Annotated in this window: 16 protein-coding genes; 5 read left to right on the forward strand and 11 right to left on the reverse strand. The window is 67.5% G+C overall.

The window, feature by feature from the left end; translation table 11 throughout:
- Window positions 1–114 precede the first annotated feature (114 nt).
- The gene (locus tag MNR01_RS03360) at window positions 115–5,025 is read right to left on the reverse strand and encodes an alpha-2-macroglobulin (protein ID WP_241919568.1); all 4,911 of its coding nucleotides are present in this window, start codon (window positions 5,023–5,025) and stop codon (window positions 115–117) included.
- Between the two features lie 269 nt (window positions 5,026–5,294).
- Here MNR01_RS03360 and MNR01_RS03365 point away from each other — a divergent pair, with 269 nt between their 5' ends.
- A complete protein-coding gene (locus tag MNR01_RS03365; RefSeq protein ID WP_241919569.1) occupies window positions 5,295–6,248 on the forward strand; it encodes a glycosyltransferase family 9 protein in 954 nt (317 codons plus the stop codon).
- 190 nt (window positions 6,249–6,438) lie between these two features.
- Here the strand turns inward: MNR01_RS03365 and gyrA are convergent, their stop codons facing one another.
- From gyrA to ugpC, 9 genes are all read right to left on the reverse strand, one after another.
- Window positions 6,439–9,084, reverse strand: coding sequence for a DNA gyrase subunit A (gene gyrA, locus MNR01_RS03370; RefSeq protein WP_241919570.1), 2,646 nt, complete (start codon window positions 9,082–9,084; stop codon window positions 6,439–6,441).
- A gap of 406 nt (window positions 9,085–9,490) precedes the next feature.
- Entirely contained in the window at window positions 9,491–10,546 is a 1,056-nt protein-coding gene (gene mtnA / locus MNR01_RS03375; protein ID WP_241920517.1) for an S-methyl-5-thioribose-1-phosphate isomerase, read from the reverse strand.
- Window positions 10,547–10,645: 99 nt separating this feature from the next.
- On the reverse strand, window positions 10,646–11,443 hold the full coding sequence (locus tag MNR01_RS03380; RefSeq protein WP_241919571.1) for a DUF3011 domain-containing protein: 798 nt from the start codon (window positions 11,441–11,443) through the stop codon (window positions 10,646–10,648).
- An 84-nt stretch (window positions 11,444–11,527) separates the two neighbouring features.
- Window positions 11,528–12,262: a DUF3011 domain-containing protein gene (locus MNR01_RS03385; protein ID WP_241919572.1), complete on the reverse strand. Its 735-nt coding sequence runs from the start codon at window positions 12,260–12,262 to the stop codon at window positions 11,528–11,530.
- A gap of 91 nt (window positions 12,263–12,353) precedes the next feature.
- Window positions 12,354–13,328, reverse strand: coding sequence for an EF-P lysine aminoacylase EpmA (epmA, locus tag MNR01_RS03390; RefSeq protein ID WP_241919573.1), 975 nt, complete (start codon window positions 13,326–13,328; stop codon window positions 12,354–12,356).
- Window positions 13,325–15,679 (reverse strand): NAD-dependent DNA ligase LigA, encoded by a 2,355-nt coding sequence (gene ligA, locus MNR01_RS03395; RefSeq protein ID WP_241919574.1) that lies wholly within the window; start codon window positions 15,677–15,679, stop codon window positions 13,325–13,327. The genes epmA and ligA overlap by 4 nt, the downstream gene beginning before the upstream one ends.
- A gap of 92 nt (window positions 15,680–15,771) precedes the next feature.
- Complete coding sequence (gene zipA / locus MNR01_RS03400) at window positions 15,772–16,518, reverse strand: cell division protein ZipA (protein WP_241919575.1); 747 nt, start codon at window positions 16,516–16,518, stop codon at window positions 15,772–15,774.
- Window positions 16,519–16,571: 53 nt separating this feature from the next.
- Window positions 16,572–20,075, reverse strand: coding sequence for a chromosome segregation protein SMC (gene smc, locus MNR01_RS03405; RefSeq protein WP_241919576.1), 3,504 nt, complete (start codon window positions 20,073–20,075; stop codon window positions 16,572–16,574).
- 198 nt (window positions 20,076–20,273) lie between these two features.
- A complete protein-coding gene (ugpC, locus tag MNR01_RS03410; RefSeq protein WP_241919577.1) occupies window positions 20,274–21,371 on the reverse strand; it encodes a sn-glycerol-3-phosphate ABC transporter ATP-binding protein UgpC in 1,098 nt (365 codons plus the stop codon).
- 181 nt (window positions 21,372–21,552) lie between these two features.
- Here ugpC and MNR01_RS03415 point away from each other — a divergent pair, with 181 nt between their 5' ends.
- The 3 genes from MNR01_RS03415 (at window position 21,553) to pgl (ending at window position 24,900) form a co-directional block, all read left to right on the forward strand.
- The gene (locus tag MNR01_RS03415; RefSeq protein WP_241919578.1) at window positions 21,553–22,947 is read left to right on the forward strand and encodes a GH1 family beta-glucosidase; all 1,395 of its coding nucleotides are present in this window, start codon (window positions 21,553–21,555) and stop codon (window positions 22,945–22,947) included.
- 174 nt (window positions 22,948–23,121) lie between these two features.
- Complete coding sequence (gene glk / locus MNR01_RS03420) at window positions 23,122–24,126, forward strand: glucokinase (RefSeq protein WP_241919579.1); 1,005 nt, start codon at window positions 23,122–23,124, stop codon at window positions 24,124–24,126.
- Between the two features lie 24 nt (window positions 24,127–24,150).
- Window positions 24,151–24,900, forward strand: coding sequence for a 6-phosphogluconolactonase (pgl, locus tag MNR01_RS03425; protein ID WP_241919580.1), 750 nt, complete (start codon window positions 24,151–24,153; stop codon window positions 24,898–24,900).
- A gap of 90 nt (window positions 24,901–24,990) precedes the next feature.
- Here pgl and MNR01_RS03430 read toward each other — a convergent pair whose 3' ends face one another.
- Entirely contained in the window at window positions 24,991–25,317 is a 327-nt protein-coding gene (locus MNR01_RS03430; protein ID WP_241919581.1) for a YkgJ family cysteine cluster protein, read from the reverse strand.
- 379 nt (window positions 25,318–25,696) lie between these two features.
- Here MNR01_RS03430 and MNR01_RS03435 point away from each other — a divergent pair, with 379 nt between their 5' ends.
- The gene (locus MNR01_RS03435) at window positions 25,697–25,966 is read left to right on the forward strand and encodes a hypothetical protein (RefSeq protein WP_241919582.1); all 270 of its coding nucleotides are present in this window, start codon (window positions 25,697–25,699) and stop codon (window positions 25,964–25,966) included.
- Window positions 25,967–25,972 lie beyond the last annotated feature (6 nt).

Raw genomic sequence — 25,972 nt, forward strand, 5'->3', positions numbered from 1 at the left:
GACTTGATCCTGCTTTCAGCTTTCACTGGTGATCAGGGCTACAACAAAAGCAAATGGATCCCGGCGTTCGCCGGGATGACGGGGGCGGGACGCGGGCCGGGTGAGTCAGGATCCTCACCCGCCTCCCGGCTGTTTCACCGTCACGGTTGCCGGCAGCGACTTGCCGACACCGCGCAGCTGCGGCCGGTACATGTCCTCCACCAGCGGCGGCGGCACCGTGTAGGTCCCCGGCGTCACCGCCCGCAACAGGTAGAACACGCGTGCGGTATTGCCGGTATCGAGCTTCAGCGCGGCCACGTAGCGGTCGTCCCGGAACTCCTCGTGGCGCACTTCGGCCGCCTCGTCGCGATCGGCGATCTCGATGCCGTCGATGACCACGCCGGCCCATTGCTTGCCGTCGCCGAGGTTGAAGTTCTCGATCTCCAGGCCGGCCGGCAGCAGGTCGGTCAGCAGTGCATCGGGCATGTCGCGGCTGGGGCTGATCGCGACCTGCACGATCAGCGCCTCGCCCTCCTCCAGCACGCCGCCGGTCCACGCCGTGCCATCGGTGGCGAAGTACTTGCGTGTCACCTTGATCAGCGACTCGTCGGGTTCCGGCGCCTGGCGCGGGACACCGGCCACTTCCAGGCTGGCGAACAGCGGCGGCTCGCCCTTGGCATTGAAGGACACGCCTCGCAGCAACGAGGCATGATCGAACGCGCGGCCGATGATGCGCGCCGAGGGCGCGTCGGTCACGACCTCGCCCACCTTCCACTGACCGGAAACCTGCTTGCCCTTCTCGGCCATCAGTGCCTTGCCCAGCCGGGCCAGCGCCACTTGTTCCTGCGTGCTGAGCCACATCCATCCGCTGTTGCGGCGTGCGTCGAGCTCACGCCCCAGATCCACTGCCCGCGCATCGAACGCGGGAGTTGCCAGGTCGTGCTCGTGGACGAGCGCGATCATCAGGGCATCGTCACGCACACGACTGCCGTAGTCGCCGAGATAATCCGGCCGCTCCACCGGATCGCGGGCGAAGCCCTCCGCTATCGACTTGCTGCCACGTGCCTTGTCGCCCTGCAGCGTCAATGCCAGGCCGAGGTGCACCAGCGGCAGTCCGGTCAGGCTCTGCTTGCGGTCGTTGTCGTAGAGCGCGCGCAGCGTGCCCAGCGGCGCACGGTTTACCCGCGCCAGGACGTAGCCGGCATGGGCCTGGTAGGCGAACTTGAGGTGCTCGCGCCGGTCGTAGCCGAAGAACGCCTGGCCACCGGACAGCAGATCCTCGTTGAGCACCTTGAGCGCCTTCTGCAGCACGGTGTCGGGCACGGCAAACCCGGCCTCGCGCGCGTCGAGCATGAACTCGACGACATAAGGCGTGATCATTGGATTGACGTAGTCGCCGCTGCCCCACATCGAGAAATGACCGGAGCCGATCTGCATCGCCGCAAGGCGTCCAAACGCGCCTTCCATCCGGGTACGACGCAGCTTCGCATCCAGTCCCGTCACGCCGAGCATCCGCGCGGTCGCATCGTCCAGCTCGAGCGCGGCAAATCCCTTGCTGGTGGTCTGCTCGGCGCAGCCGTACGGGTACTCCAGCGCGCCCTTCAACGCACTCGCGAACGGGATTGGCGGCAATGCGCTGACCGACAGTCGCGCATTGACCGAATCGGGCATCAGGCCTTCGGCCAGATCCGCAGCCAGCGGCACCGGTCCCGCGGCATCGAGGACGCGGGTGCGGGCGCGCAGCACCGCCGGCCAGGCCGGTCGCACCGGCACGTCGTAGCGGCGGTCGACCTTGTAACCGTTGCCCTGCACGCGAACGCGTACCTGCGCGGTGCTGTAGCCCTCCCTGGCCTGCAACGGGAAGGTGTAGGTGGTCTTGGCTTCCGCGCCGAGGCTGGCGGTGCGTCGACCGTCTGCAAGCGACAGCGGCCCTTCGCCGTTGACCTCGACCTTGAACTCACCGGCGCGGCCGGTGAAGTTCTGCACGTCGAGGGTGACGTTGCTACGGTCACCGGGCGCAAGCACGCGCGGCAGGCTGGCTTCGGCGAGGATCGGTGCACGCACGATGGTCTCGCGATCGCGGCTGCCGTAGCGGTTGCCCGAGTACACCAGTGCCGACACACGCAGCGTGCCGTTGAAGTCGGGAACGGCCAGCGCGATGCGTGCATTGCCACGCGCATCGAGCTTCACCGGTCCTGCGAACAGGTCGACCGTCTGCACGCGGGCCGTCGGACGCCGCGCCTGGGGCAATGCCGCCAGCGCCATGTCGCCGCCGAAGCGCAGCTTGGCGATCCCGCCCTCGAAGCTTTCGATCACGCGACCATAGACGTCATAGGCATCGACACCGAGCCGGCGCTGGGCGAAGAAGTGCGCAGCCGCGTCCGGCACCGGGAAGCGGGTGATGTTGAGGATGCCGACATCGACCGCCGACACCGTCACGAATGCATCCTGGCCCGCCAGCTGCGGCACGCTGACCGTCACCGGCAGATCGCGCTCGGGCTGCATCAGCGCCGGTGCTGACAGGCCAACGGCGACCTTGCGGTCGCGCCGGTCCATCGTCACGTGGGCGACGCCGACGGCACGCGCGGGCGTGATCCTGCTCGGCGCGCTGCCGCCACGGAACACCAGTGCGGTGACATACACGTCGTGGCGCTCCCAGTCCTTCGTCACCGGGATCTCGAACGTGCTGCCGGCCTTCGCTTCGATGTCCTGCACGTAGAGCATGCGGTCGCTCTCGACCATCAGCAGGCCCTTGCCCTCGTGCGGCGGCGTCAGCGTCACCTTGAGCGTGTCGCCGGCGCGGTAGGCGGTCTTGTCGAGGGCAAGCTTGACCTTGTCCGGGCGCGCATCGAGACCGCGGTTTTCGTCGTCCCAGCTCCAGCCGGCGGTGAAGGGATAGCGCGTGGTCAGCTTCGTCGCCGGGTCGAACACGTCGACGCGGTAATCGCCCCATTCGACCGGGAAGTCGATCCGTTGAGGCGCATCGCCGACGTCCAGGGTACGCGTCTGGATGTCTTCGTAGCGGCGGGTGAAGTCGTAATCCCAGCCACCATCGTCCTGATAGTTCCAGTGATAGTCGCGATGCTCGCGGACCAGCGTCACACGCAGGCCCTTGCCGGCCCGCGCCTTGCCGTCGCTGCCGACGCGGGCCAGTTCGAAGCCGGCGTTGGCATTGGCATCGCTGCCTTCCTTGTCGTCGAACAGCGGGCGCACGCCGACGATGGCGGCGGCCGGCCACAACACGCGCTTGACGCTGCGGTTGACGCTGCGGCCTCCGCTCTCGAACACGCTGCCGGTGACTATTGCGGCAATCGTGCTGACCGGATTGGCCTCGGCCGGCAAGGCGATGTCCTGCTGCAGCCGACCGTTGGCGTCGAGCTTGGCATCGACGACGTCCTTGGCTTCCTTGGGCAGCGACAGCGTCGGGTCGCCGAAGAAATAGCCTGGCAACTGCTCGAGCGGATGCTGTTCGATCGCCACCGCCAGCTTCGCGGTGAAGCGATTGCCCGCGGCCGGCGCGCCATAGAGATAGGCGCCCTCCACCGCCAGGTGCACCGGTTCGCCCGGCTTGAGCACCGGTTGCGCCTGCAGATCGAGCTTGAGCCGTTCGGGCAGGAACTCCTCGACCCGCAGCGTCATGCCCTGCACTGCCTCCTTGCTGCCGGGATCGGTGCGGAACTCGATGCGCCAGCGCCCGGTTGCGGCGTCCACCGGGATCACCTGCGCGTGCCGCACGTAACCCTGCGGGTCCGGCTGCAGGCGGGTTTCAAGGAAGGTCTTGCCATCGGGCTGCACGTAGCGCAGGAACAGCGGCTGCAGCGGCTTGCCCTTCGTCGCCACCGGCTGCCCGTCCTGGTCGCGGAGCAGCGCGGATACGCGCACGGTCTCGCCAGGGCGATAGAGATCGCGCCCCGACCATGCGAAAACATCGAACCAGGCCTGCTCGCGCCCGCTGACCGCGAACTCCGACAGGTCCAGTGCCGGCTGGTTGAACGGCAGCATCGACACATCGTTGCCGCGCGTGGCGACCAGCACGTGCGCGGCATCGAGCGTGTAACCGAGCATCACGTTGCCGTTGCCGTCGGTCTCGCCCTTCATCACCGTCTCGCCCTTGTCGTCGAGCACCTTCAGCTCGACGCCACCGACGGCAGATCCCTTGTGCAGCGAGGCGACGTGGACGAACAGCTTGTCCTTGTAGGCGCGCGCGTGCAGGCCGAGGTCGCTGACGGTGAAGAATGCGGTCTCGAAGCGGTCCTGGAATTCGCCCGAGCGTTTCATCACGGCGAAGTACAGGCCGGGCTGCTGCAGCTCCTTGATGTCCTGCAGCGGCAGGTAGGTCAGCACGCGTTCGTTGGTCTTCCCGCCGAGCACGAAGCGGTTCACGTAGACCGGTTCGGCGAGGCGCTCCAGCGGCGTCTTGTCGCTGTAATCGCTGCCCAGCTCCCAGCTGCCGCGACGTCCCCCTCGCTGGTACTGGGCGAAGAACCGCGGCAACTCCTTGTCGCGCACGCGCAGGAACTCGACATCGACCTCGGAGACATTCACCGACACCACCGGAAGGCCACGGCTTTCGCGCGCCGGCAGCACGCTCCCCTGCGATGCGAATCCGACCACCGGGTCCAGCGGCCCGGTGTGCACCTGTTTGCGCAGCGCTTGACCCAGGCGATCGCCAGCGGCGGCGGTCAGCCCGCCCTTGATTGCCACCACGTAGTCACGACTGGCGTCGACGTGCGGGAAACGCAGCACCTTGGCGTCGTCCGACAACACCCAGCTGCCCTTGATCACCGCGCCCTTGGCATCGGTGACAGAAATCAGTTCGTCGAAATCCTGGCTTCCCACCAGTGGCCGGCTGAACTCGAGCGCGATGGCCATCTGCTCATCGGCCTTCTGGTCGGGGTAGGCCGCGACCAGCGCGAACCCTTCGACCGCTTCGCGCTTGCCCTGTACGGCCTCGCCGCTGACCGCGGGCAGCTGGCCGTCGGCATCGCGCTTGCAGCCTGCGCAAAGCAACATCGCAGCCATGGCGCCGGCGACCAGGCCCCGCATCAGCCGACTCGACACCGACGGGACAGCGAGTGGAATACGGACGGTTCCTTCCGTGACGGATACGCGCTTCATGCGGCCTCCCCTGATTTTCGCGAAGTATAGGAGGATCGCGATGAATTCCGTTCACGCCATCTGCGCGCGGTTGCCTGCCGTTGTCGTCGCCCAGGCACTGCACGGAAACGCGATCGTCTATGCCATCATCCGCGCGTCGGGCCAAATGGCCCGCCTGCCCTTCCCGGACCACGATGCTGCGCGAAGACATGCCTCCCTTGGCCAGCGACCCCGGCGCCGGCATGCCCGCCCCGGGTGAGGGGCCACGCCCTTCCATCCTGGTGATCCGCCAGGGCGCCTTTGGCGACCTGGTCCAGGCCGACGGCGCCCTGCGTGACATCCGTGCGCACCACCCGGGCGCGCAGATCTCCCTGCTCGTCGCGCCGCAGTTCCGCCGCTTGATGGATCGTTGCCCGCACGTGGACGAGCTGATCGTCGACGTGCGTGCGCCATGGCTTCGCATCGGCGACAACCTGGACCTGTTGCGGGAACTGCGCGGGCGCCGCTTCGCCCGCGTATACGACCTGCAGGACAGCCAGCGCACGCGCCTTTATCGGCGCCTGATGAGCCCGGGCCTGCAATGGCACGGCAAGGACAACCCGGGTTCCAGCGCCGTCCCGGACCGGAGTGCCTATGCCCGCTTGCTCGCCCGGGCCGGCGTGGTCGCGACGCATACCGATGCGCCTGACGTGGGCTGGATGGCAGACGATGTGTCCGCGCTGCTTGCTGCATCCGGGGTCGAGCCGGGCTACGTCGCCCTGGTCCCGGGAAGTTCGGCGCGTCACCCGCACAAGCGCTGGCCCCACTTTGCCGGGCTGGCGCGGCGCCTGGTTGACGGTGGTCGCCAGGTGGTGGTCGCACCCGGTCCTGATGAGCTCGATCTTGCCCGCACCCTGCCTTGCAAGGTGCTGCTCGGGCCGACGGGTTTCCTGGACTGGTTCGCCCTCGCCGGTGTGCTGGCCAACGCGGCATTCGTGGTGGGCAATGACACCGGCCCGACCCATCTCGCCGCCTGCCTGGGAACTCCGGGCCTGGCGCTGTTCGGGCCGCACACCAGTGCGCAGCGCACCGGCATCCGGATGCGCGCCTTCGATGCGATCGAGGCGGCGGAGCTGGAGCGCCTGCCGGTCGATGAGGTGATGCGACAGGTGGCGACGAAGATCGCGCTGTAGGTTGGTTCGGCGCGATGTTCGAGTGACCTGCTGCAATGGTCGCCCCGCCTTCGGACAGGATGTCCGACGAAGGGGCGGAGCAATCCCCGGCCCGGCGGACGACGCCCCTCCGCAGACGCGAACCCAAGGCCGTGGCGAGGCGCCAAACGAAAACGCCGCCTTTCGGCGGCGTTCTCGCGACTGCGATCGATCAACCCGGAATCGGCGTCGTCTCGACCGCGCCATCGGCGCTACCTGCCTCGATCACGGCTTCGACGCCCTCGTCCTCCTCATCCAGCGAGGCATCGACGCGCTCGATGGTCTGCAGGCTCTCGTCTGCAGCCAGGCGCATCAGCGTCACGCCCTGCGTGTTGCGGCCAACCTGCGAAATCTCCGCTGCGCGCGTACGCACCAGCGTGCCGCCATCGGAGATCAACAGCACATCGTGATGATCGGACAACTGCACCGCACCGACCAGCATGCCGTTGCGCTCGGTCGTCTTGAGCGCGATCACGCCCTGCGTGCCGCGACCCTTGCGCGGGTACTCCTCCAGCGAAGTGCGCTTGCCGTAGCCGCGTTCGCTGGCGGTGAGGATGTCGCCGTCGCCTTCGACCACGATCAGGCTGACCACGTGCGCGCCACTGGTGTTCTCCGCGCCGTCCTCGCCCTCCTCGCCCTCGGCCAGGCGGATGCCGCGCACGCCGGTGGCGGTGCGGCCCATCGAGCGCACCGCGTCCTCGGCGAAGCGCACGGCCTTGCCGTTGCTGGCAAACAGCATGATGTCGCGGGTGCCGTCGGTCAGCGAGACATCGACCAGGGCATCGCCGTCATCGAGGTTGATCGCGATCTTGCCGCGCTGCAGGCGGAAGGCGAACTCGGTCAGCGGGGTCTTCTTGACGGTGCCGTTGCGGGTGGCGAAGAAGACGAACTGGTCTTCGACGTACTCGCGTACCGGCAGCACCGCCTGCACCTGCTCGCCGGCTTCCAGCGGGATCCAGTTGATGATCGGGCGACCGCGTGCGTTCGGACCGGCATCGGGCAGCTGGTGCACCGGCAGCCAGAACACGCGGCCGGCGCTGGTGAAGGTCAGCAGCGTGTCATGCGTGTTGACCAGCCACAGGTGGTCGATGAAGTCCTCGTCCTTGGTCGCCGCCGCGTTGCGGCCCTTGCCGCCACGCTTCTGCGCGCGGTAGGTGCTGACCGGCTGGCGCTTGGCGTAACCGGAATGCGACAGCGTGACCACCACGTCTTCCGGGGCGATCAGGTCGAGGATGTCGAGGTCTTCCTCGCTGGCACGGATCTCGCTGCGGCGCGCATCGCCGAACTCTTCCTTGACGTTGCGCAGTTCGGTGCGGATCACTTCCAGCAGCACGTTCGGATCCTCGAGGATCTCGATCAGGCCGCGGATGGTTTCCAGCAGCAGCTTGTACTCTTCGGTCAGCTTGTCCTGCTCCAGCCCGGTCAGGCGGTGCAGGCGCATTTCGAGGATCTGCTGGGCCTGGGTCTCGGTCAGCTGGTAGAAACCATCGACCAGGCCGACGCCGGCCGGCAGGTCTTCCGGACGCGATGCGTCGGAACCGGCTGCCGACAGCAGCGCGCCAACCAGACCAGCTTCCCACTTGCGGGCGAGCATGCGGTCGCGCGCCTCGTTCGGGTTGGCCGAGGTCTTGATCAGCTCGATCATCTCGTCGATGTTGGCCAGCGCAACCGTCAGGCCTTCGAGGATGTGGGCGCGCTGGCGGGCCTTGCGCAGCTCGAAGATGGTGCGGCGGGTCACCACCTCGCGGCGGTGGCGCACGAATACTTCCAGCAGGTCCTTCAGGTTCAGCAGCTTCGGGCGGCCATCGACGATGGCGACCATGTTGATGCCGAACACCGACTCCATCTGCGTCTGCTGATAGAGGTTGTTGAGCACGACCTCGGCCGACTCGCCGCGCTTGACCTCGATGAAGATGCGCATGCCGTCCTTGTCGGACTCATCGCGCAGCTCGCTGATGCCTTCGAGCTTCTTTTCCTTGACCAGCTCGGCGATCTTCTCGATCAGACGCGCCTTGTTGACCTGGTACGGGATCTCGGTGACGACGATCGCCTCGCGGCCGTTGTCGGCCACTTCGACTTCGGCGCGTGCGCGCATGCGCACGCGGCCACGGCCGGTGCGGTAGGCATTCACGATGCCGGCGGTGCCGTTGATGATGCCCGCGGTCGGGAAGTCCGGACCGGGGATGTACTGGATCAGGCCGTCGACATCGATGGTCGGATCGTCGATCAGGGCGATCGTGGCGTCGATCACTTCCGACAGGTTGTGCGGCGGGATGTTGGTCGCCATGCCGACCGCGATGCCGGCGGAACCGTTGACCAGCAGGTTCGGCACACGGGTCGGCATGACCGTGGGCTCGAGCTCCTTCTCGTCGTAGTTGGGCTGGAAGTCGACGGTTTCCTTGTCGATGTCGGCCATCAGCTCGTGGGCGATGCGCGACATGCGCGCTTCGGTGTATCGCATCGCCGCGGCGTTGTCGCCGTCGATCGAGCCGAAGTTGCCCTGGCCGTCGACCAGCATGTAGCGCAGCGAGAACGGCTGGGCCATGCGCACCAGCGTGTCGTACACGGCGGTGTCGCCGTGCGGGTGGTACTTACCGATGACGTCACCGACGATACGCGCCGACTTGTAGTACGGCTTGTTGCTGTGGGCACCGAGCTCGTTCATCGCGTAGAGCACGCGGCGGTGGACTGGCTTGAGTCCGTCGCGCGCGTCCGGGAGCGCGCGCCCGACGATGACGCTCATGGCGTAATCGAGGTAGCTGCGGCGCATCTCGTCTTCGAGATTGACCGGGATGATTTCCTTGGCGAGTTCGGCCATCAGGTTTCCGTTCGTTGGTTGTCCGCAGCGACGACTGCGGTCGGGCATCACGTTCGAAGGACCGCCGCGGGAACTGCCGGCGGGCCTGTGTCGCGGACCCCGTCAGGGGCCCTTTGACAGCCCGTCGTCGACGGCTTCAAAAGGACACGAAATCATAGCACGGAACGGGGTCCGTCTGCTGGCTGATTCCCACGCAGAAACAAGCAGTTGCGGGGGTTTTTAAAGTGGATTTATCGGCAAACTGCAATGGCGTGCCGCAGGGGCGTAGGGGGCAGCCACCACCGTCATCCCGGCGAACGCCGGGATCCATCCTGATCCTGGCGGCCTAAGGGGTTCGGTGCCTGCCGAAGCGCCTTGCGGACTGCGGAACGGCGCCGTCCTGCGACGGTGAGGCCGGGGGCGTGGGTCAGCCGAATGCGGCCTTCATTGCCGCCGCGTCGGGACGTTCGATCACGCCGCGCTCGGTCACGATCGCGTCGATCAGTTCGTGGGGGGTGACGTCGAACACCGGGTTCCAGGCGCCGACGTCCTCGGCCGCAGTGCGGACGCCGCCGAGGCCGAACAGTTCGCCCGGATCGCGCTCCTCGATGTGGATCGCATCGCCCGACGGCGTGTCCATGTCGACCGTCGACGACGGCGCCACGACCATGAACTTCAGGCCGTGGTGGCGCGCGGCGATCGCCAGCTGGTAGGTGCCGATCTTGTTGGCCGTGTCGCCGTTGGCGCAGATGCGGTCGGCGCCGACCACGACCCATTGCACGTCGCCGGTCTTCATCAGGTGCGATGCGGCCGAGTCGGCAATCAGGGTCGGGGCGATGCCGTCCTGCTGCAGCTCCCACACCGTCAGGCGCGCGCCCTGCAGCCATGGCCGGGTCTCGCCGGCAAAGACCTTGTCGATGCGGCCTTCGGCCACGCCCGCGCGGATGACGCCCAGCGCGGTGCCGAAACCGGCGGTGGCGAGCGAGCCGGTGTTGCAGTGGGTCAGCACGCCGCTGCCCGGCGCGATCAGGGCAGCGCCCAGGGCACCCATGCGGCGGTTCGCGGCGAGGTCTTCATCGGCGATGGCGTGCGCTTCGCGCGCAAGCACATCGCGCCAGTCGGCGCCGGCGGTGGCAAGCGTGCGGCGCATGCGCGCCAGCGCCCAGGCCAGGTTTACGGCCGTCGGCCGCGCGGCGTTGAGCTGTTGCATGGCCGGTTCGAGCTTGCCCGCGGCTTCGGCCCCATTGGCGGCGTCCACCTCGCGCGCGGCCAGGACCACGCCCCAGGCGGCGGCAATGCCGATGGCCGGCGCGCCGCGCACGGTCAGGGCGTGGATGGCTTCGGCAACCGCTGCGCTGTCGTTGCAGGTCACGTACTCGACCACGAACGGCAGCTTGCGCTGGTCGAGCAGTTCCAGGGCCTGCCCGGTCCAGCGGATCGGGCGGATGCGGTCGTAACGGTCGAAATCGATGGTGGTGTTCATGCCGTGCAGTTTAGCGAACTGCACGTCCGAGCTCGGGATTACAGGTCGTTGCCCTCCCCCTCGCCGCCGGCGAAAGGGAGGGCAGACACCGCGATTGCGTTACAGGACGCTGAAATCGCCGCGGCAGCCGTTGCTCACCCAGACGCCATTGCGGTCCCAGCCCCAGCTCTGGCCTTCGATGCACGGCGCCTTGGACGCCTGTCGGACCAGGCGGGCATCGCGACGGATGGTCACGTTGCAGCGGCGCTGGCGACGATCGTCGGAGCCGCAGTACAGCTTCTGCGCCTGTGCGCCGCCGCCGTTGCCTCCGCCGTTCCAGCCACCGCCGTTGCCACCGCCATTGCCGCCTCCGTGGCCTCCGTCATAACCGCTGGCGAACTCGGCGCGACAGCCCTCGTCGACCCAGACGAAGCCGCGGCCGGTGCCCCAGGTACGGCCCTCGATGCACGGCGACTTCGAGACCTGGCGCACCAGGTAGGCGCTGCGACCGTCGATCTGGCACTGGACGTAGCGGTTGTCGTTGGAATCGCAGCGCACGCTGCGGCCGTTGCCATTGCCGCCATTGCCACCGCTACCGCCATTGCCGCCGTTGCCGTTGCCACCGCCCCAGCCGGCCCGGACCAGCGCGAATTCGGCGCGGCAGCCGCCATTGACCCACACGCCATTGCGGTCGTAGCCCCAGGTACGGCCTTCGACGCATGCGTTCTTGGAATACTGGCGCAACAGCTGGGCGCCGTTGCGGGTGTCGGCGGCGCACTGCCGGTAATGGTTGTCGTTGGAGTCGCAGCGGACCGTCGGCGTGTTGCCGCCGTTGTATTGCGCCGCGACCGGCATGGCCACGGTTGAAGCTGCAAGCACAACCAGAAACCCGAGGCCCTTGGGCAAGTACGGGGTCATGACAGCTCCTCGTTTGAGATGGTTCTCACTCTAACGAGGGCAGCTTAACGAATGCTTCACCGATTGGGCGCCGCTGACGGCCATTCAGCCGCCGCTGAGGTCTTCCTTGTGACGGACCTCGAATTCCGCACGGCACCCGTCCTCGACCCAGATCCCGTTCTTGTCGACGCCCCAGCTGCGTCCTTCGATGCAGGCCGCGCGCGACAGCTGCCGGAACAGGCGCACCGCACCGCCTTCGGTCACGGCCGGGCAATGGCGCGGCAGCTTGTCGGTGGAATCGCATCGGACGATCTTTCCCTCCGACGGTTCCGCCGCGACGATCGCCATCATCCGGAACTCGGCGCGACACCCACCGGACACCCAGACGCCACGATTGTCGGCGCCCCAGTTGTCGCCCTTGATGCATGGGTTCTTCGATAGCTGGCGCACGAGTTCGACACCTGCGCTGGTGTCGGAATCGCAATGCTCCCAGCGGCTTCCGCGCGATTCGCAGCGGACAGTGCGGCTGCCATAGGCAGTACCGACGGAGCCGCCGTAGCCCAGGACGAACTCGGCGCGACAGCCATCCCTGACCCAGATGCCCGCACCCAGGACGCCCCAGGTGCGCCCTTCGTCGCATTCGGACTTGGACAGGGTGCGCAACATGCGCACGCCACCACGGACATCGACCGGGCACAGATGCGCTTGCCCGCCCTTGGACTCGCAGCGCACGACCCTGTCGCCGAGGAAACGACCGCCCGTGTCCTGGGCCCTCGCTTCAGCCGCGGCCAGCAGTACCAATAGTGCGAAGAAGCAAGTCGAAGGCGACCAGCCGTGCATCGTGCACCCCTGAGTTCACGCGACCACTCTAAACCGTCCAGATGAAAACAAACATCCGGTTCTTCCTTAAATTTTCGTATCGCGCGAACGCTCAGGCGCGGCCGAAGTCGAAGGTCACCACGTCGGAAACAAAGGCAGTGCCGAGCATGGCCATCAACAGCCGGTCGATGCCCATCGCCACGCCCGCGCAGTGCGGGAAGCCCGCCCGCAGCGCCTCCAGCAGGCGTTCGTCACGCGGTGGCAACGTGTCGCCGCGCTGTCGCCGAAGGGCCAGGTCGCGGTCGAAGCGCTGCCCCTGCTCTGCGGCGTCGGCCAGCTCGTGGTAGCCATTGGCCAGTTCCAGAGGCCCCAGGTACAGCTCGAAACGCTCGGCGACCGGGATGCCATCGCGTTCGCCCAGGCGGGCCAGCGCGCACTGCGAGGCCGGATAGTCGTGCACCGCCAGCAGCTGGTCGGATGCAAACGCTGGCTGCAGGCGATGGGTCATCAACAGATCCAGCCAGTCGTCGCGCGTCAATCCCGACGGATCGATCAGCACTTCGCCCAGCGAACTACGCAGTTGCTCCATCGATGCGGTATGCGGATCGATACCCAGTTGCTGGCGATACAGTTCGTGGTAACTGACGCGCTGGAACGTGGCCGCGCGCCCGACCAGGGCCAATGCGGCCTGCACCAGTTGCGCGGTCTCGTCGATCAGGCGCTGGTGGTCCCAATCCAGCCGGTACCATTCGAGCATGGTGAACTCGGGGTTGTGGCGCCCGCCGGCCTCGCCATCGCGGAACACGCGGCCCAGTTCGTAGCAATCGCCCAATCCCGCCGCCAGCAATCGCTTGAGCGGGTACTCCGGCGAGGTGCGCAGCCAGCGCGTGCGCGGTGCACCGTCGGTGCGACCACTGAACTGCAGATTGAACGAGGCGATGTTGGGATCGGTATTGCCCGCCACCGACATCACCGGTGTTTCCACTTCCAGGACATCGCGCTCGGCGAAGAACGCGCGGATGCACGCGTTGAGCCGAGCCCGCAGGCGCAGCGTTTCGAAGCTCGCGCTAGGTTGCCAGTCCGTCACTGTCCGTGTCCGGCCAGGAACGCCAGCAGTTTCGCTTCGTCCCAGATCTCCACGCCCAGTTCCTGCGCCTTGTCGAGCTTGGAGCCGGCCGCTTCGCCGGCAACGACGAAGCTGGTTTTCTTCGAGACGCTGCCGGAGACCTTGGCACCCAGTCCCTCGAGTTTCGCCTTGGCCTCGTCGCGACTGAGCGCGGTCAGCGTTCCGGTCAGCACCGCCGTCTGGCCATCGAGCGGGCCCTGCGCAACCTCGGCCGCTGCCGGCGTGATCGCATCCAGGCGCGCGAGTGCCTCGGCGCCGGCCACCAGCTGGCCTGCCTGCGTCTCATCCTCGAGCCAGTCCGCCAGCGCCTGCGCGGTGTCCGCCGGCAAGCCGGCGCTGACGTAGTTGTGCTTCGGCGCATCGAGCAGTGCCTGCACGCTCGGGAACGCACTGGCCAGCTGCTCGGCACGCACGCGGGTGACCTTGGGAATCTCCAGATCCACCAGCAGCGTGGCCAGGTTGAGTCCGTCACGCAGCTTTGCCGTGGGCGGATGCGAATCGGTGATGGTGACGCCGCGCACCAGCAGGTCGTCGATCACCTGCTGGTTGCCGGCCTGGTCGAGGAAGTGGCCAATCGAACGGGCGACTTCACCGCCGACGTCCGGCACTCGCTTGAACAGCGGCCACGGCAGGTGGCGGATCAGTTCGAGGTCGCCAAACCAGGTCGCCAGCGCCTTGGCGGTGCTCTCTCCGACGTGCTGGATGCCGAGCGCGTAGAGGAAACGTTCCAGCGTGGTGTTGCGGCTGTGGTCGATGGCTTCGAGCAGGTTCTCGGCCCAGCGCGTGGCGACCTTGCCGGCCTTGACGGTCTCGGGCGTGGTGTCGTCGCGCTCGTCGGCACGACGCTTCATTTCCAGCAGGTCGTCGAGCGTGAGCTTGTACAGGTCGGCGACCGACTGCACGTAACCCAGGTCGGACAGACTCTCGATGAAGCGTTCGCCCAGGCCTTCGATGTCCATTGCCCGGCGCGAGGCGAAGTGGCCGATGGCCTCCTTGCGCTGCGCCGCGCAGGTCAGTTCGCCCGAGCAGCGCCAGACTGCTTCGCCCTCCTCGCGCACCAGTTCGGACCCGCACACCGGGCAATGGCTCGGCATCGCCCAGGGCTTCGCACCTTCCGGCCGGCGCTCGATGACCACGCGCACGACCTCCGGGATGACGTCGCCGGCGCGGCGCACGATCACCGTGTCGCCATTGCGCACGTCCAGGCGCGCGACCTGGTCGGCGTTGTGCAGCGTCGCCCGGGTGACGGTGACGCCGCCGACCTGCACCGGCTGCATCAGCACCCACGGCGTGACGGCGCCGGTGCGGCCGACATTGACCTCGATCGACTCGACCACGGTCATCTGTTCCTGCGCCGGGAACTTGTGCGCGATCGCCCAGCGCGGCGCACGCGAGACGAAGCCCATCTCGGCCTGGCCTTCGTAGTCGTCGAGCTTGTAGACCACGCCGTCGATATCGAACGGCAGGTGGTCGCGCTTGTCGCCGATCGCGCGGTAGTAGTCGAGCAGTCCCTGCAGGCCTTCGACCACGTCGCTTTCGCCGCTGACGGGGAAACCCCACTCGCGCAGGCGGGCCAGGGTCTGCGAATGGGTCTCGGGCAGTTCGATGCCTTCGACCAGACCGATGCCGTAGGCGTAGAACGCCAGCGGCCGCTGCGCGGTCATGCGCGGATCGAGCTGGCGCAGCGATCCGGCCGCGCCGTTGCGCGGATTGGCCAGGACCTTGCCGCCTTCGGCAAGCGCGCGCTCGTTGTAGGCCTTGAAGGCGGCCAGTGGCATGTAGACCTCACCGCGCACTTCCAGCACGCGCGGCCAGCCTTTGCCGCGCAACTGCAACGGAATGGCCTTGATCGTGCGCAGGTTGGCGGTGACATCCTCGCCGGTGGCGCCGTCGCCGCGGGTGGCGCCCTGGACGAAGCGGCCGTCCTCGTAGCGCAGGCTGATGGCCAGTCCGTCGAGCTTGGGCTCGACCGAGAACGCCAGCGCATCGCGGCCGAGGCGTTCTTCGATCTTGCGCACGAACACCGCCACTTCCTCGTCGCTGAAGGCATTGCCCAGCGACAGCATCGGAATGGCGTGGCGCACCGGTGCGAAACTGCCCGAAGGCACGGCGCCGACGCGCTGGGTTGGCGAGTCGGGCGTGATCAGTTCCGGGTGCGCGCCTTCCAGCTCGTCGAGCTCGCGCAGCATGCGGTCGTAATCGACGTCCGGGATCGCCGGGTCGTCGAGGACGTGATAGCGGTAGTTGGCGTCGTCGAGCTGGGCGCGCAGCTCGGCAATGCGGGTGGACGGATTGCTTGCGGATTTGGCCACTGACTCGATCCCACCTTCTCGTCATCCCCGCGCGGGCGGGGATCCAGGGGCGTTGCTTTGCGCCACCCTCTCCCGACGGGAGAGGGTCCGACTCACCAGCGTGCCGGCTTGGTCAGCGGCGGCGCTTCGCGCTGGCGGTCGTAGGCACGCAGCTCGTCGCGGATGTGGGCGATGCGCTGGCGGCCGAGCGCATTGCGCTGCTCGTCCAGGACCACGCCGTCGAGCAGCTCGGCCATGCGCTGCGCGGTCGGCAGCATGGTTTCCCAGGCATCGAGCGCGTTGACCGGCGCCGGCAGGGTCAGGAAGAAGGCAATCGCCGGCGTCTCCAGCGCCTGGATCTGCGCCATGTCGAAGCTGCCGGGTTTCATGATGTTGGCGACGCTGAACACCGGGCCGCGCTCGGGGTGGTTCTCGACCAGGCGATGGAACACGCCCATGTGGCCATAGACCAGGCCGGCCTTCTCGGCGGCAACGACGATGTCCGGGCCGTGCAGCTTCTGCCCGGCGCGTGCGGCCAGGTAGAGCGTGACGATCTTGTCGAACTCTTCGGTCGCGCGGCGGCCCAGTTCGCTGCTGGCCGCGCCCTCGAGGGTACGGTCGAACAGTTCCAGTTCGGCTTGTGCCGTGGTTTCCCCGGCCGCGGGGCCCTCGCCGCCCAGCTCACGTTCCAGCTGCTCGCCCAGGGTCGGTTCGCGGCGACTGCTGTCGGCAGCCGACGCTTCGCGCGGTACGCGCTTGCCCTGGCCCGGCTTGCGCGGACGACCAAAAAACACGATAGCGGCAATCAGGACAAGGCCGGCGATCAGGATGCCGATACGCAGCAGGGTCACGTCTGACATTGAGGGGCTTCCTTACGGCAGGCGGGATGGACGGGGGAAAGGCCGCTTGATACTCAGGCCACACCAGCCAGGCGCGAAGCCTCCGCCAGGTCGACCGAGACCAGTCGGCTGACGCCGGGTTCGCGCATGGTGACGCCGGAAAGCTGTTGCGCCGCTTCCATCGTCGCCTTGTTGTGGGTCACGAACAGGAACTGTACCTGTTCACTCATCTCGCTGACCATCGATGCCAGTCGACCGACGTTGGCTTCGTCGAGCGGAGCGTCGACCTCGTCGAGCAGGCAGAACGGTGCCGGGTTGAGGCGGAAGATCGCGAACACCAGCGCCACCGCGGTCATCGCCTTCTCGCCACCGGACAGCAGCGAGATGTTCGACACGCGCTTGCCCGGCGGGCGCGCCATGATCGATACGCCGGTGTCGAGCAGGTCCTCGCCGGTCAGCTCCAGGTAGGCATGGCCGCCACCGAACAGGCGCGGGTACAGCTCCTGCACGCCGCTGTTGACGCGGTCGAAGGTGTCCTTGAAGCGGCCGCGGGTCTCGCGGTCGATCTTCTTGATGGCATCTTCGAGGGTTTCCAGCGCGGTGGTGAGGTCGGTGTCCTGGGCGTCCAGGTATTCCTTGCGCTGCGCGGCTTCGGCGTGCTCGGCGATCGCGGCCAGGTTGACCGGCTCGAGCCGGCGCAGCTTGCCGTCCAGCTCGTTGACGCTGCGCTCCCAGACCTGCGGCTCCATGTCGTCGGTCAGGGTGTTGACGACGTCCTCGAGCACGAAGCCGGCTTCGACAATCGCCGCCGACAGCTGCTCGGCCTTGAGCACCAGTGCCTGCTGCTCCAGGCGACGCTGGCCGATGGCCTCGCGCTGCTGGATGGCCTGCTCGTCGCGCTGGTGGCGGACCTGTTCGAAGCGGCGCAGGTCGTGGTCGATGCCGTCGACCGTGGTGCGCGCGGCGGTCAATGCCTGCTCGGTGATCACCCGCTGTTCGAGTGCGACCTGGCGTTGTTCTTCCAGCGTGGTGACCGGCTCGTCGCCATCGGCAAGCTGCGCCGACAGTTCGCCCAGGCGTGAATCGAGCTGGCCACGCTGGCCGCCCATGCGATCCAGGGCCTGCGCCAGTGCGGTGATCTGGGTGCGCTGGGATTCCAGCGTCAGTGCCAGCGCATGCGCGGTGTCGCGCGATTCGCGGGCGATGTTGCGGGCCTGGTCGCGGGCTTCGCCCAGGGCGCGGCGTTCGGACTCCAGCGCCTGGCGCGTGTCCTCCAGCTCGCCCATGCGCATGACCGCTTCTTCCTGCAGCGTGCGCGAGTCGCGCGACTGCTCGCGGGCGCTTTCAAGCGTTTCGGCCAGTTGCGCCAGTTCTGCATCGATCTTCTCGATGCGGCCGCGCGCCGAATCCAGGCGGCCCTGCTGGCTCTGCAGCTGGCCGGCCAGTTCGGAGACGCTGCGGTGCGCCATGTACAGGGTGCGCTGTGCGTCCTCGCGCTGCTGCTCGGCGGCAAGCAGGCGGTCGCGCAACTGCACCAGCAGCGATTCAAGCTCGCGCTCGCGCGCCTGCAGGGTGTCGATCTCCGCGCGCAGCGACTGGATCTCGCGTTCGCGCAGAAGTGCGCCCTGCTTGGCTGCGCCCGAGCGCAGGATCCGCACCCAGCCGGCGCCGAGGCGCTCGCCGTTGCGGGTGATGATGGATTCGCCCTCGCCCAGCATCGGCAGCATCGAGCGGGCTTCGCCGAGGTCTTCGGCGGCGTGCAGCCTGGCGAGGATGCGGCGGATCGCGATCGGCCCACGTACCTTGGAGGCCAGCGAAGTCGGCGCGAACTCGACCGGGTCGTTGTGCGGATCGACCAGGACCAGGCGGCCCTCGCCGAGTTCGCCGAGCGCATCGACCAGCACTTCCGGCGATTCGACCAGCACGCCTTCGATCATCTGGCCGAGCGCGCCTTCGACGGCGTTCTCCCAACCGGCTTCCACCTGCAGCGCTTCGCCCACGCGCGTGGCCGAGTCGAGACCGCGGGCCTTGAGCCAGCTCAACGCGGCGCCCTGCTCCTGGCCCAGCGCGGCATGCTGCAGCGTCTCCAGCGACGACAGGCGGCCGCGTGCGGCCTGCACCTGCTTGCGTGCCTCGGCCAGTTCGGTCTGGGTGCCGCGCTGCTGGTCCTGCAGTTCGCCCAGCGCGCCCTTGCGCGACTCCAGCTCCTCGCTGAGGCTGTCGATCGAGAACTTCTGGGTTTCGTGCTGCTCCTGCAGCGCAGCGAACGATTCCGACAGCGCGCCCAGGTCGAGCCCGGCGCGTTCGTTGTTGAGTGCTTCGCGACGTCGGTCGGCGTCGAGCACCTGGCGATCGAGGTGCTCGATGCGGGTGCGCTCGACGTCGGCGGCGCGCGCGGCTTCGGACTGGGCACGGCTGTGCTCGTCCCAGCGCTGCTGCCATTCGGTGAGCCGCGTTTCAGCGTCGCGCAGGGCTTCCTGGCGCATGCCGTCTTCGTCGCGCAACTGCTCCAGGCGCGGTTCGGATTCGGCGACGGCGGCGCGCAGCACGTCCAGGCGCGACTGGTCGCTGCCGATGTGCTGGCCCAGTTCGGCCAACGCCGACAGTGCCTCGTCGCGAGCCTTGAGCAGGCGCGTCGACATCTCGCGCTGGTGCTGGATCTGCTGTTCGATACGGGCCAGCGTGCCGCCAACCTCGTAGCTGGCCGCCTGGGCCTTGTTCAGGGCCTCAGCGGACTCTTCGCGGCGCACGCGGCCAACCTCGATCTCGCGCTCGGCTTCGCGCTGTTCGGCGATCAGCTGCTGCAGGCGGGTTTCCTGCTGGCTCAGCTTTTCGCGCTGGCCCTGCAGCTTCTGGTCGAGGGCGCGGTGTTCGAGCGCCTTCCACTCCGCGTCCTTGATCCGTCGTTCGGCCTGGATGGTCTGGTACTGCTCGGCCTGGCGGGCCTGGCGCTTGAGATGCTCGAGCTGCTTGCCGACTTCCTCGCGCAGGTCGCTGAGGCGATCGAGGTTCTCGCGGGTGTGGCGGATGCGGGTCTCGGTTTCCTTGCGGCGTTCCTTGTACTTGGAGATGCCGGCGGCCTCTTCCAGGTAGACGCGCAACTCCTCGGGCTTGGCCTCGATGATGTTGCTGATCATGCCCTGCTCGATGATCGAGTAGCTGCGCGGGCCCAGGCCGGTGCCGAGGAACAGGTCGGTGATGTCGCGACGGCGGCACTTGGCGCCGTTGAGGTAGTACTGGCTGGTGGCGTCGCGGTTGACGGTGCGCTTGACCGAGATCTCGTTGAACGCCGCGTACTCGCCGGTGATGGTGTGGTCGGAGTTGTCGAAGATCAGCTCGACCATCGCCTGCGACACCGGCTTGCGCGCCGAGGAACCGGCGAAGATCACGTCCGTCAGCGAATCGCCGCGCAGGCGGCTGGCCGAGCTTTCGCCCATCACCCAGCGCACGGCATCGATGATGTTGGACTTGCCGCAGCCGTTGGGACCGACAACGCCGGTCATGTTGTTCGGCAGGTGCAGCGTGGTCGGATCGACGAAGGATTTGAAACCGGACAGCTTGATCGTGGACAGACGCATGCGGCTGGGTTGCCTCTTGGCGGCGCGGCGGGACGCGGCCGTGATTACCGACTGGGATTAGATGTGCCTCCCAACCAATTGATTCGTATAGGAGGCGCACGGCTTGTGAGCCGTGATTTCACAGGGAGTATAGCGGGCCCGGAACGCTGAAACCCCTCCCCCTGGCGCTTGCGCCTGCCCTCTGCCGCAGGGGGAGGTTCATCCCCGCAGGCTGACGCCGCTGTCCTGGTCGAAGTAATGCATCTGCTCGGCCACATACCCCAGGTGCACGGTATCGCCCACCGTGGGCAGGTCCCGGGGCGCCACCCGCAGGATCAGCTCGACGCCACCGCACCCCAGGTCGATGAACGCCTCGTTGCCGACCGGCTCGACCGCCTCGACCGTGGCCGTCAGGTGGCCGGGCCCGGGCTGGCCCAGGTACATGTCCTCCGGACGCAGGCCGACGGTCAGCTGCCGGCCCAGGTACCCGCGCACTCGCTCGACCATGTCGGCCGGCGGCTTCAGCGGCAGCTCGACGCCGTCGCCCATCCGCAGTTTCAGACCGCCGTTCTCGACGACCTCGCCCCACAGCAGGTTCATCTTCGGACTGCCCAGGAACGTCGCCACGAACAGGTTGGCCGGCCGGTTGTACAACCCCATGGGCGTGTCGATCTGCTGGATGCGCCCCTTGTCGAGCACGACGATGCGCTGGCCCAGCGTCATCGCCTCGATCTGGTCGTGGGTGACGTAGACCATGGTCGTGCCCAGCTGCCGGTGCAGGCGCGAGATTTCCACGCGCGTGGATGCGCGCAGCTTGGCGTCGAGGTTCGACAGCGGCTCGTCGAGCAGGAACACCTGCGGCTGCCGTACCAGGGCGCGCCCCAGGGCGACACGCTGGCGCTGACCACCCGACAGGGCCGCCGGCTTGCGATCGAGCAGCGACTCCAGCTCGAGCATGCCCGCGGCCTCGCGCACCCGGCGTTCGATCTCGGCCTTGCCGGTGCCGCGCAGCTTCAATCCGAAGCCCAGGTTCTCGGCCACGCTCATGTGCGGGTACAGCGCGTAGCTCTGGAACACCATCGCGATGTCGCGATCCTTCGGTGCCACGTCGTTGACCAGGCGCTCGCCGATGCGCAGTTCGCCACTGCTGATCTGTTCCAGGCCGGCGATCATCCGCAACAGCGTCGACTTGCCGCAGCCCGATGGGCCCACCAGCACCAGCAGTTCGCCATCGGCAATCTCGAAGCTCGCATCGTCGACGCCGACAAAGCCGTTGGGATAGACCTTGCGCAGACGATCCAGCTTGACCTTCGCCATGAATTCTCCAGAGCCGTCCCCGTGCAGGGGATCGTTTCACTATCGCCGGTCGCATTGCCAGTTGATGGATCGCGCCCGATGGTTCCCAATGGGCACCGCCGTCGGCTATCCTGCCATGTAACCGTTTTCACGCCTATCCACCCTGCCTCCACCCTGCTTCCTTCCCCCCGAGACCGAGCCGATGAGCCGAGCACCTGGCGCCGACCAGTTCGTATTCCCCGAAGGCTTCCTGTGGGGTGCCGCCACCGCCGCCCACCAGATCGAAGGCTCGCCGATGGCCGACGGCGCCGGCCCAAGCATCTGGACCCGCTTCGCCCACACCCCGGGGATGATGCTCAACGGTGATACCGGCGACGTCGCCTGCGACCACTACAACCGCTGGCGCGACGACGTGAAGCTGATGCGCAGCCTCGGCCTGCAGGCCTACCGCTTCAGCGTGTCGTGGTCGCGGATCCTGCCCGAGGGCACCGGTCGGGTGAACCAGAAGGGCCTGGACTTCTACGCGCGCCTGGTCGACGAACTGCTCGCCAACGACATCGAACCACTGCTGACGTTGTTCCACTGGGACCTGCCGGCCGCGCTCGACGACCGCGGCGGCTGGCTCAACCGCGAGATCGCCGACTGGTTCGCCGAGTACGCCTCGGTGATGTACCGCGCGCTCGACGGCCGGGTGAAGAAGTGGGTGACCCACAACGAGCCGTGGGTCGTCACCGACGGCGGCTACCTGCACGGCGCGCTGGCACCGGGCCACCGCAGCAAGTTCGAAGCGCCGATCGCCTCGCACAACCTGATGCGCGCGCATGGCGCGGCGGTCAAGGCCTACCGAGAGATCGGCAAGCACGAGATCGGCCTGGTGGTGAACATCGAGCCCAAGTACGCGGCCAGCGATTCGGCCGCCGACCAGGCCGCGGTGCGTCGCGCCCATGCCTACATGAACGAGCAGTACCTGCACCCCGCCCTGCTCGGCCACTACCCGCCCGAGCTCAAGGAAATCTTCGGCGAGGCCTGGCCGGACTGGCCGGCCGAGGATTTCGAACTCATCAAGCAGCCGCTCGATTTCGTCGGCATCAACTACTACACGCGCAGCGTCACCAAGGACGCGACGAGCTATCCACTCAACACTGCCGTGGTCCGGCAGCCGCTGGGCACCTACACCGAAACCGGTTGGGAAGTTTTCCCGCAGGGCCTGACCGACCTGCTGCTGTGGTTCAAGCAGACCTATGGCGACCTGCCGGTCTACATCACCGAGAACGGTGCGGCATTCTTCGATCCGCCCACCGCCGACGTCGATCCGGTGTCGGGCGAGCGCCGCGTCCGCGACCCGCTGCGCATGGATTACCTGCGCAAGCACATCAGCGCCATCCACGATGCGATCCAGGCCGGCGTCGACATCCGCGGCTACATGCTGTGGTCGCTGATGGACAACCTGGAATGGTCGCTGGGTTACTCCAAGCGTTTCGGCATGATCCACGTCAACTACGGGACGCAGGAACGCACGCCGAAGGACAGCGCGCTGTGGTACTCGAAGGTGATCGCTTCGCACGGACGCCAGCTGGCTGAACCGTTGCCGTACTGAACCTGCGCCCACACCCCCACCATGCAAGGTGAATCGACGCGCGTTTCCACCCGCTTCCGACCGACAGGGGCCCGGTAACCGCAAGACATCGCCGTTGGACTGATTTAACCTCTCGGCAGCCCGGGCGCGTGATCGCGTCCGTCTGTCTACGATCCGATCGTGCGGTGGTGATCCTTGAGTGTTCCCTCTTCTGCGGCAGCGCCCCCGGCAGCCGACGCCCTGCTTGCCGACATCGGCGGCACCAATGCCCGCTTCGCGCTTGCCCGCCAGGACAAGCGGACGCCACTGCTGACCGAAAGCATCCGCGAATTCTCTGTCGCCGACTTCCCGTCGCTGTCCGAGGCAGCCCGTCATTACCTCGATACCACTGGCGCCAGCCCCCGGACCGGCGTGTTTGCCGTCGCCGGTCGGGTCGACGGCGACGAAGCCCGCATCACCAACCACCCATGGGTGATTTCGGCCGCGCGCACGCGTGATGCGCTGGGCCTGGAGTCGGTCGAACTGGTCAACGACTTCGCCGCGCAGGCAATGGGCGCCTCCCTGCTCCAGGTGGACGACGTGGTTGCCATCGGCGCCGCCGGCTGGGACGGCCATGACGATGTCGACCGCACCTTCGCCGTCATCGGCGCCGGCACCGGCCTGGGCGTCGGCGGCCTGCTCCGTCGCGACGGCCGCTACTACCCCCTGCAGACCGAAGGTGGCCACGTCAGCTTCGCGCCCAATACCCCGGAAGAAATCGAGATCCTGCAGCACCTGTCGGGCGAGTATGGCCGCGTCTCCAACGAGCGCCTGGTCAGCGGCATGGGCCTGGTCAACCTGCACCGGGCACTGAGCGCCATCGCCGGCGAGGATCCGGGCCCGCTCAGGCCCGCCGACATCACCGCGCGTGCCCGCGAAGGCGACCCGCGCAGCCTGCGCACCATCGACATCTTCTGCGCGGTGTTCGGTGCCGCAGCCGGCGACCTCGTGCTGACGCTGGGTGCCTGGGACGGCGTCTTCCTCACCGGCGGGCTGGTGCCCAAATTGCTGTCGTCGATCGCGCATTCGGGCTTCCGCCAGCGCTTCGAGCACAAGGGACGGTTCTCGGCCGTCATGGCCCGCATCCCGACGCTGGCGGTGATCCACCCCCAGCCCGGCCTGCTCGGTGCCGCAGCGCTAGCACAGCACACGCGCCCTTGAAGCCGGCTGTGCCAGTATCGTGCGATGGCTGTTGATCGCTCGCACGAATCCGGCACGGCGACCGTTCTGCAGCCGCCACACGACCTGCATGTCCACGCCAACGCGGACGTCTGGACCTGGGCGGCCGCGGTGGCGATCGCCGCCGAACTGCGTCGTGAACTGATCGCCCATCCGCGGGCGCGCCTGCTGCTGTCGGGCGGGACCACGCCGGCACCGGTCTACCGTGCCTTGTCGAAAGCCCCCCTTGACTGGGACCGCGTCAACGTCGGCCTGGTCGACGAACGCTGGCTGCATCCGCAGGACCTCGACAGCAATGCCCACCTGGTGCGCACGCATCTGCTGAAGAACCAGGCAGCGGCCGCGCACTTCGAACCGATGACCCGTCCCGGCAGGACCATCGAAGAAGCCGTTGCCGGCGCCAATGCGTTTGCCCGGATCGAAGCTTGCGTGGAGGTGCTGGGCATGGGCGAAGACGGCCACGTCGCCTCGCTTTTTCCGGGCATGGCCGACCTGTCCCGGACGCTCTCCAGCCGCCAGGACTACGTCGCTGTCGATGCCACCGGCTGCCCGGGCGCGCGCCAATGGACGCGACGGATCACGCTGACACCCCGGGGCATGGCAAGGGTTCCCTCGCGGTTGCTGCTCATCCAGGGAGCGCGCAAGCGCGACGTGCTCGCAGGGGCCGTCGCCGAAGGCGATCGCAACCGCTGGCCAGTGCTGACCGCATTGGACAGCGTCCACGGCACCGCGCTGCAGGTGCACTGGTGCGCGTGACCGCGCACGATGGTTTCAGGGCTCGCGGGCGTAGCTGACCGTCAGCATTTCCCACGTCACGTCACGTCACGCGCGACGTCGCGTCGGCGGTTAGCGCCGCGGTTCCTCGATCAATGCCAGAGGAATCGCCTGTGCCTGCATTTCGCGGTAAGCCGCGCGTTCGGATCGGCAATAGGCACTGCCCATGGCGAACTTGCGGCAGACGCCCGGGCGCTGATCGTAGATGCTGCAGCACATGCGGCTGTGGTCGACCGCCACACACCAGCCTTCTTCGTCGCGCGCCATCACCTCGGGACCGTCGACCATGCGCTCGACCATGTGCCTGGGCACGTTGTCCTCGGGCATCAGCACGACCGTCAGGCGACAGCACACCGCATCGCAGTGGCTGCACGAGACTTCCGAGCGCTTCTCGCCCATCAGGCGCGTCCCCCCGCAACGGCTGATCGCTGCGGGCTGGAGGGCAAAACGCGAGGGCGGCAATGCCGGCCCACGTAGGCCGTGATCACGTCGCCCGTGAGTTGGCGGTCGCTGGGGAACAAGGGGAACTCTCAGGAGGGCGCCGGCCGTTGAGGCGGCGATGTCGCATGGCGGGAGCGCAGCGGGCGACTGGAGAGCGGTCGAGCGGGACGCAATGGACGGAACTGGTTACGGCGACATGGTACGCCCCTGCGCCATCTCGCGCTTGAACGGCGCTGAAGCGGCTCGTAGAGCGCGCACCACGATTAAATCGGCGAAGTTCACGCCCAGGGTTCGCCATACGGCGCATACTCAGCCAACCCCCATCGAGGCGGACTCCATGAAGCATCAGGTCGCGATCTTCCGCTTCACCCTCGGCAACGGGCAGAGCATCAGCCCCACGGCCCTGCAGTCACTGTGGGTCAGGGCGTGCCAGTCGCCGGACGTAAGCGTTGGTCGCAAGAACGGCGGTTATCCCGACACCAACCGGCCGATCTATTCGCTGTATGCGCAACCCGGGCTCGAGGACCTGTCGCAGGTCGAGCGGCGGTTGCGGCGACTGTTCGACGAATCCGGTCTGCGCGCATCGCTCGTGTCGATGCACGTGTAAGTTCAC

The sequence above is a fragment of the Lysobacter sp. S4-A87 genome (assembly GCF_022637455.1).
Taxonomy (GTDB): Bacteria; Pseudomonadota; Gammaproteobacteria; order Xanthomonadales; family Xanthomonadaceae; genus Lysobacter_J.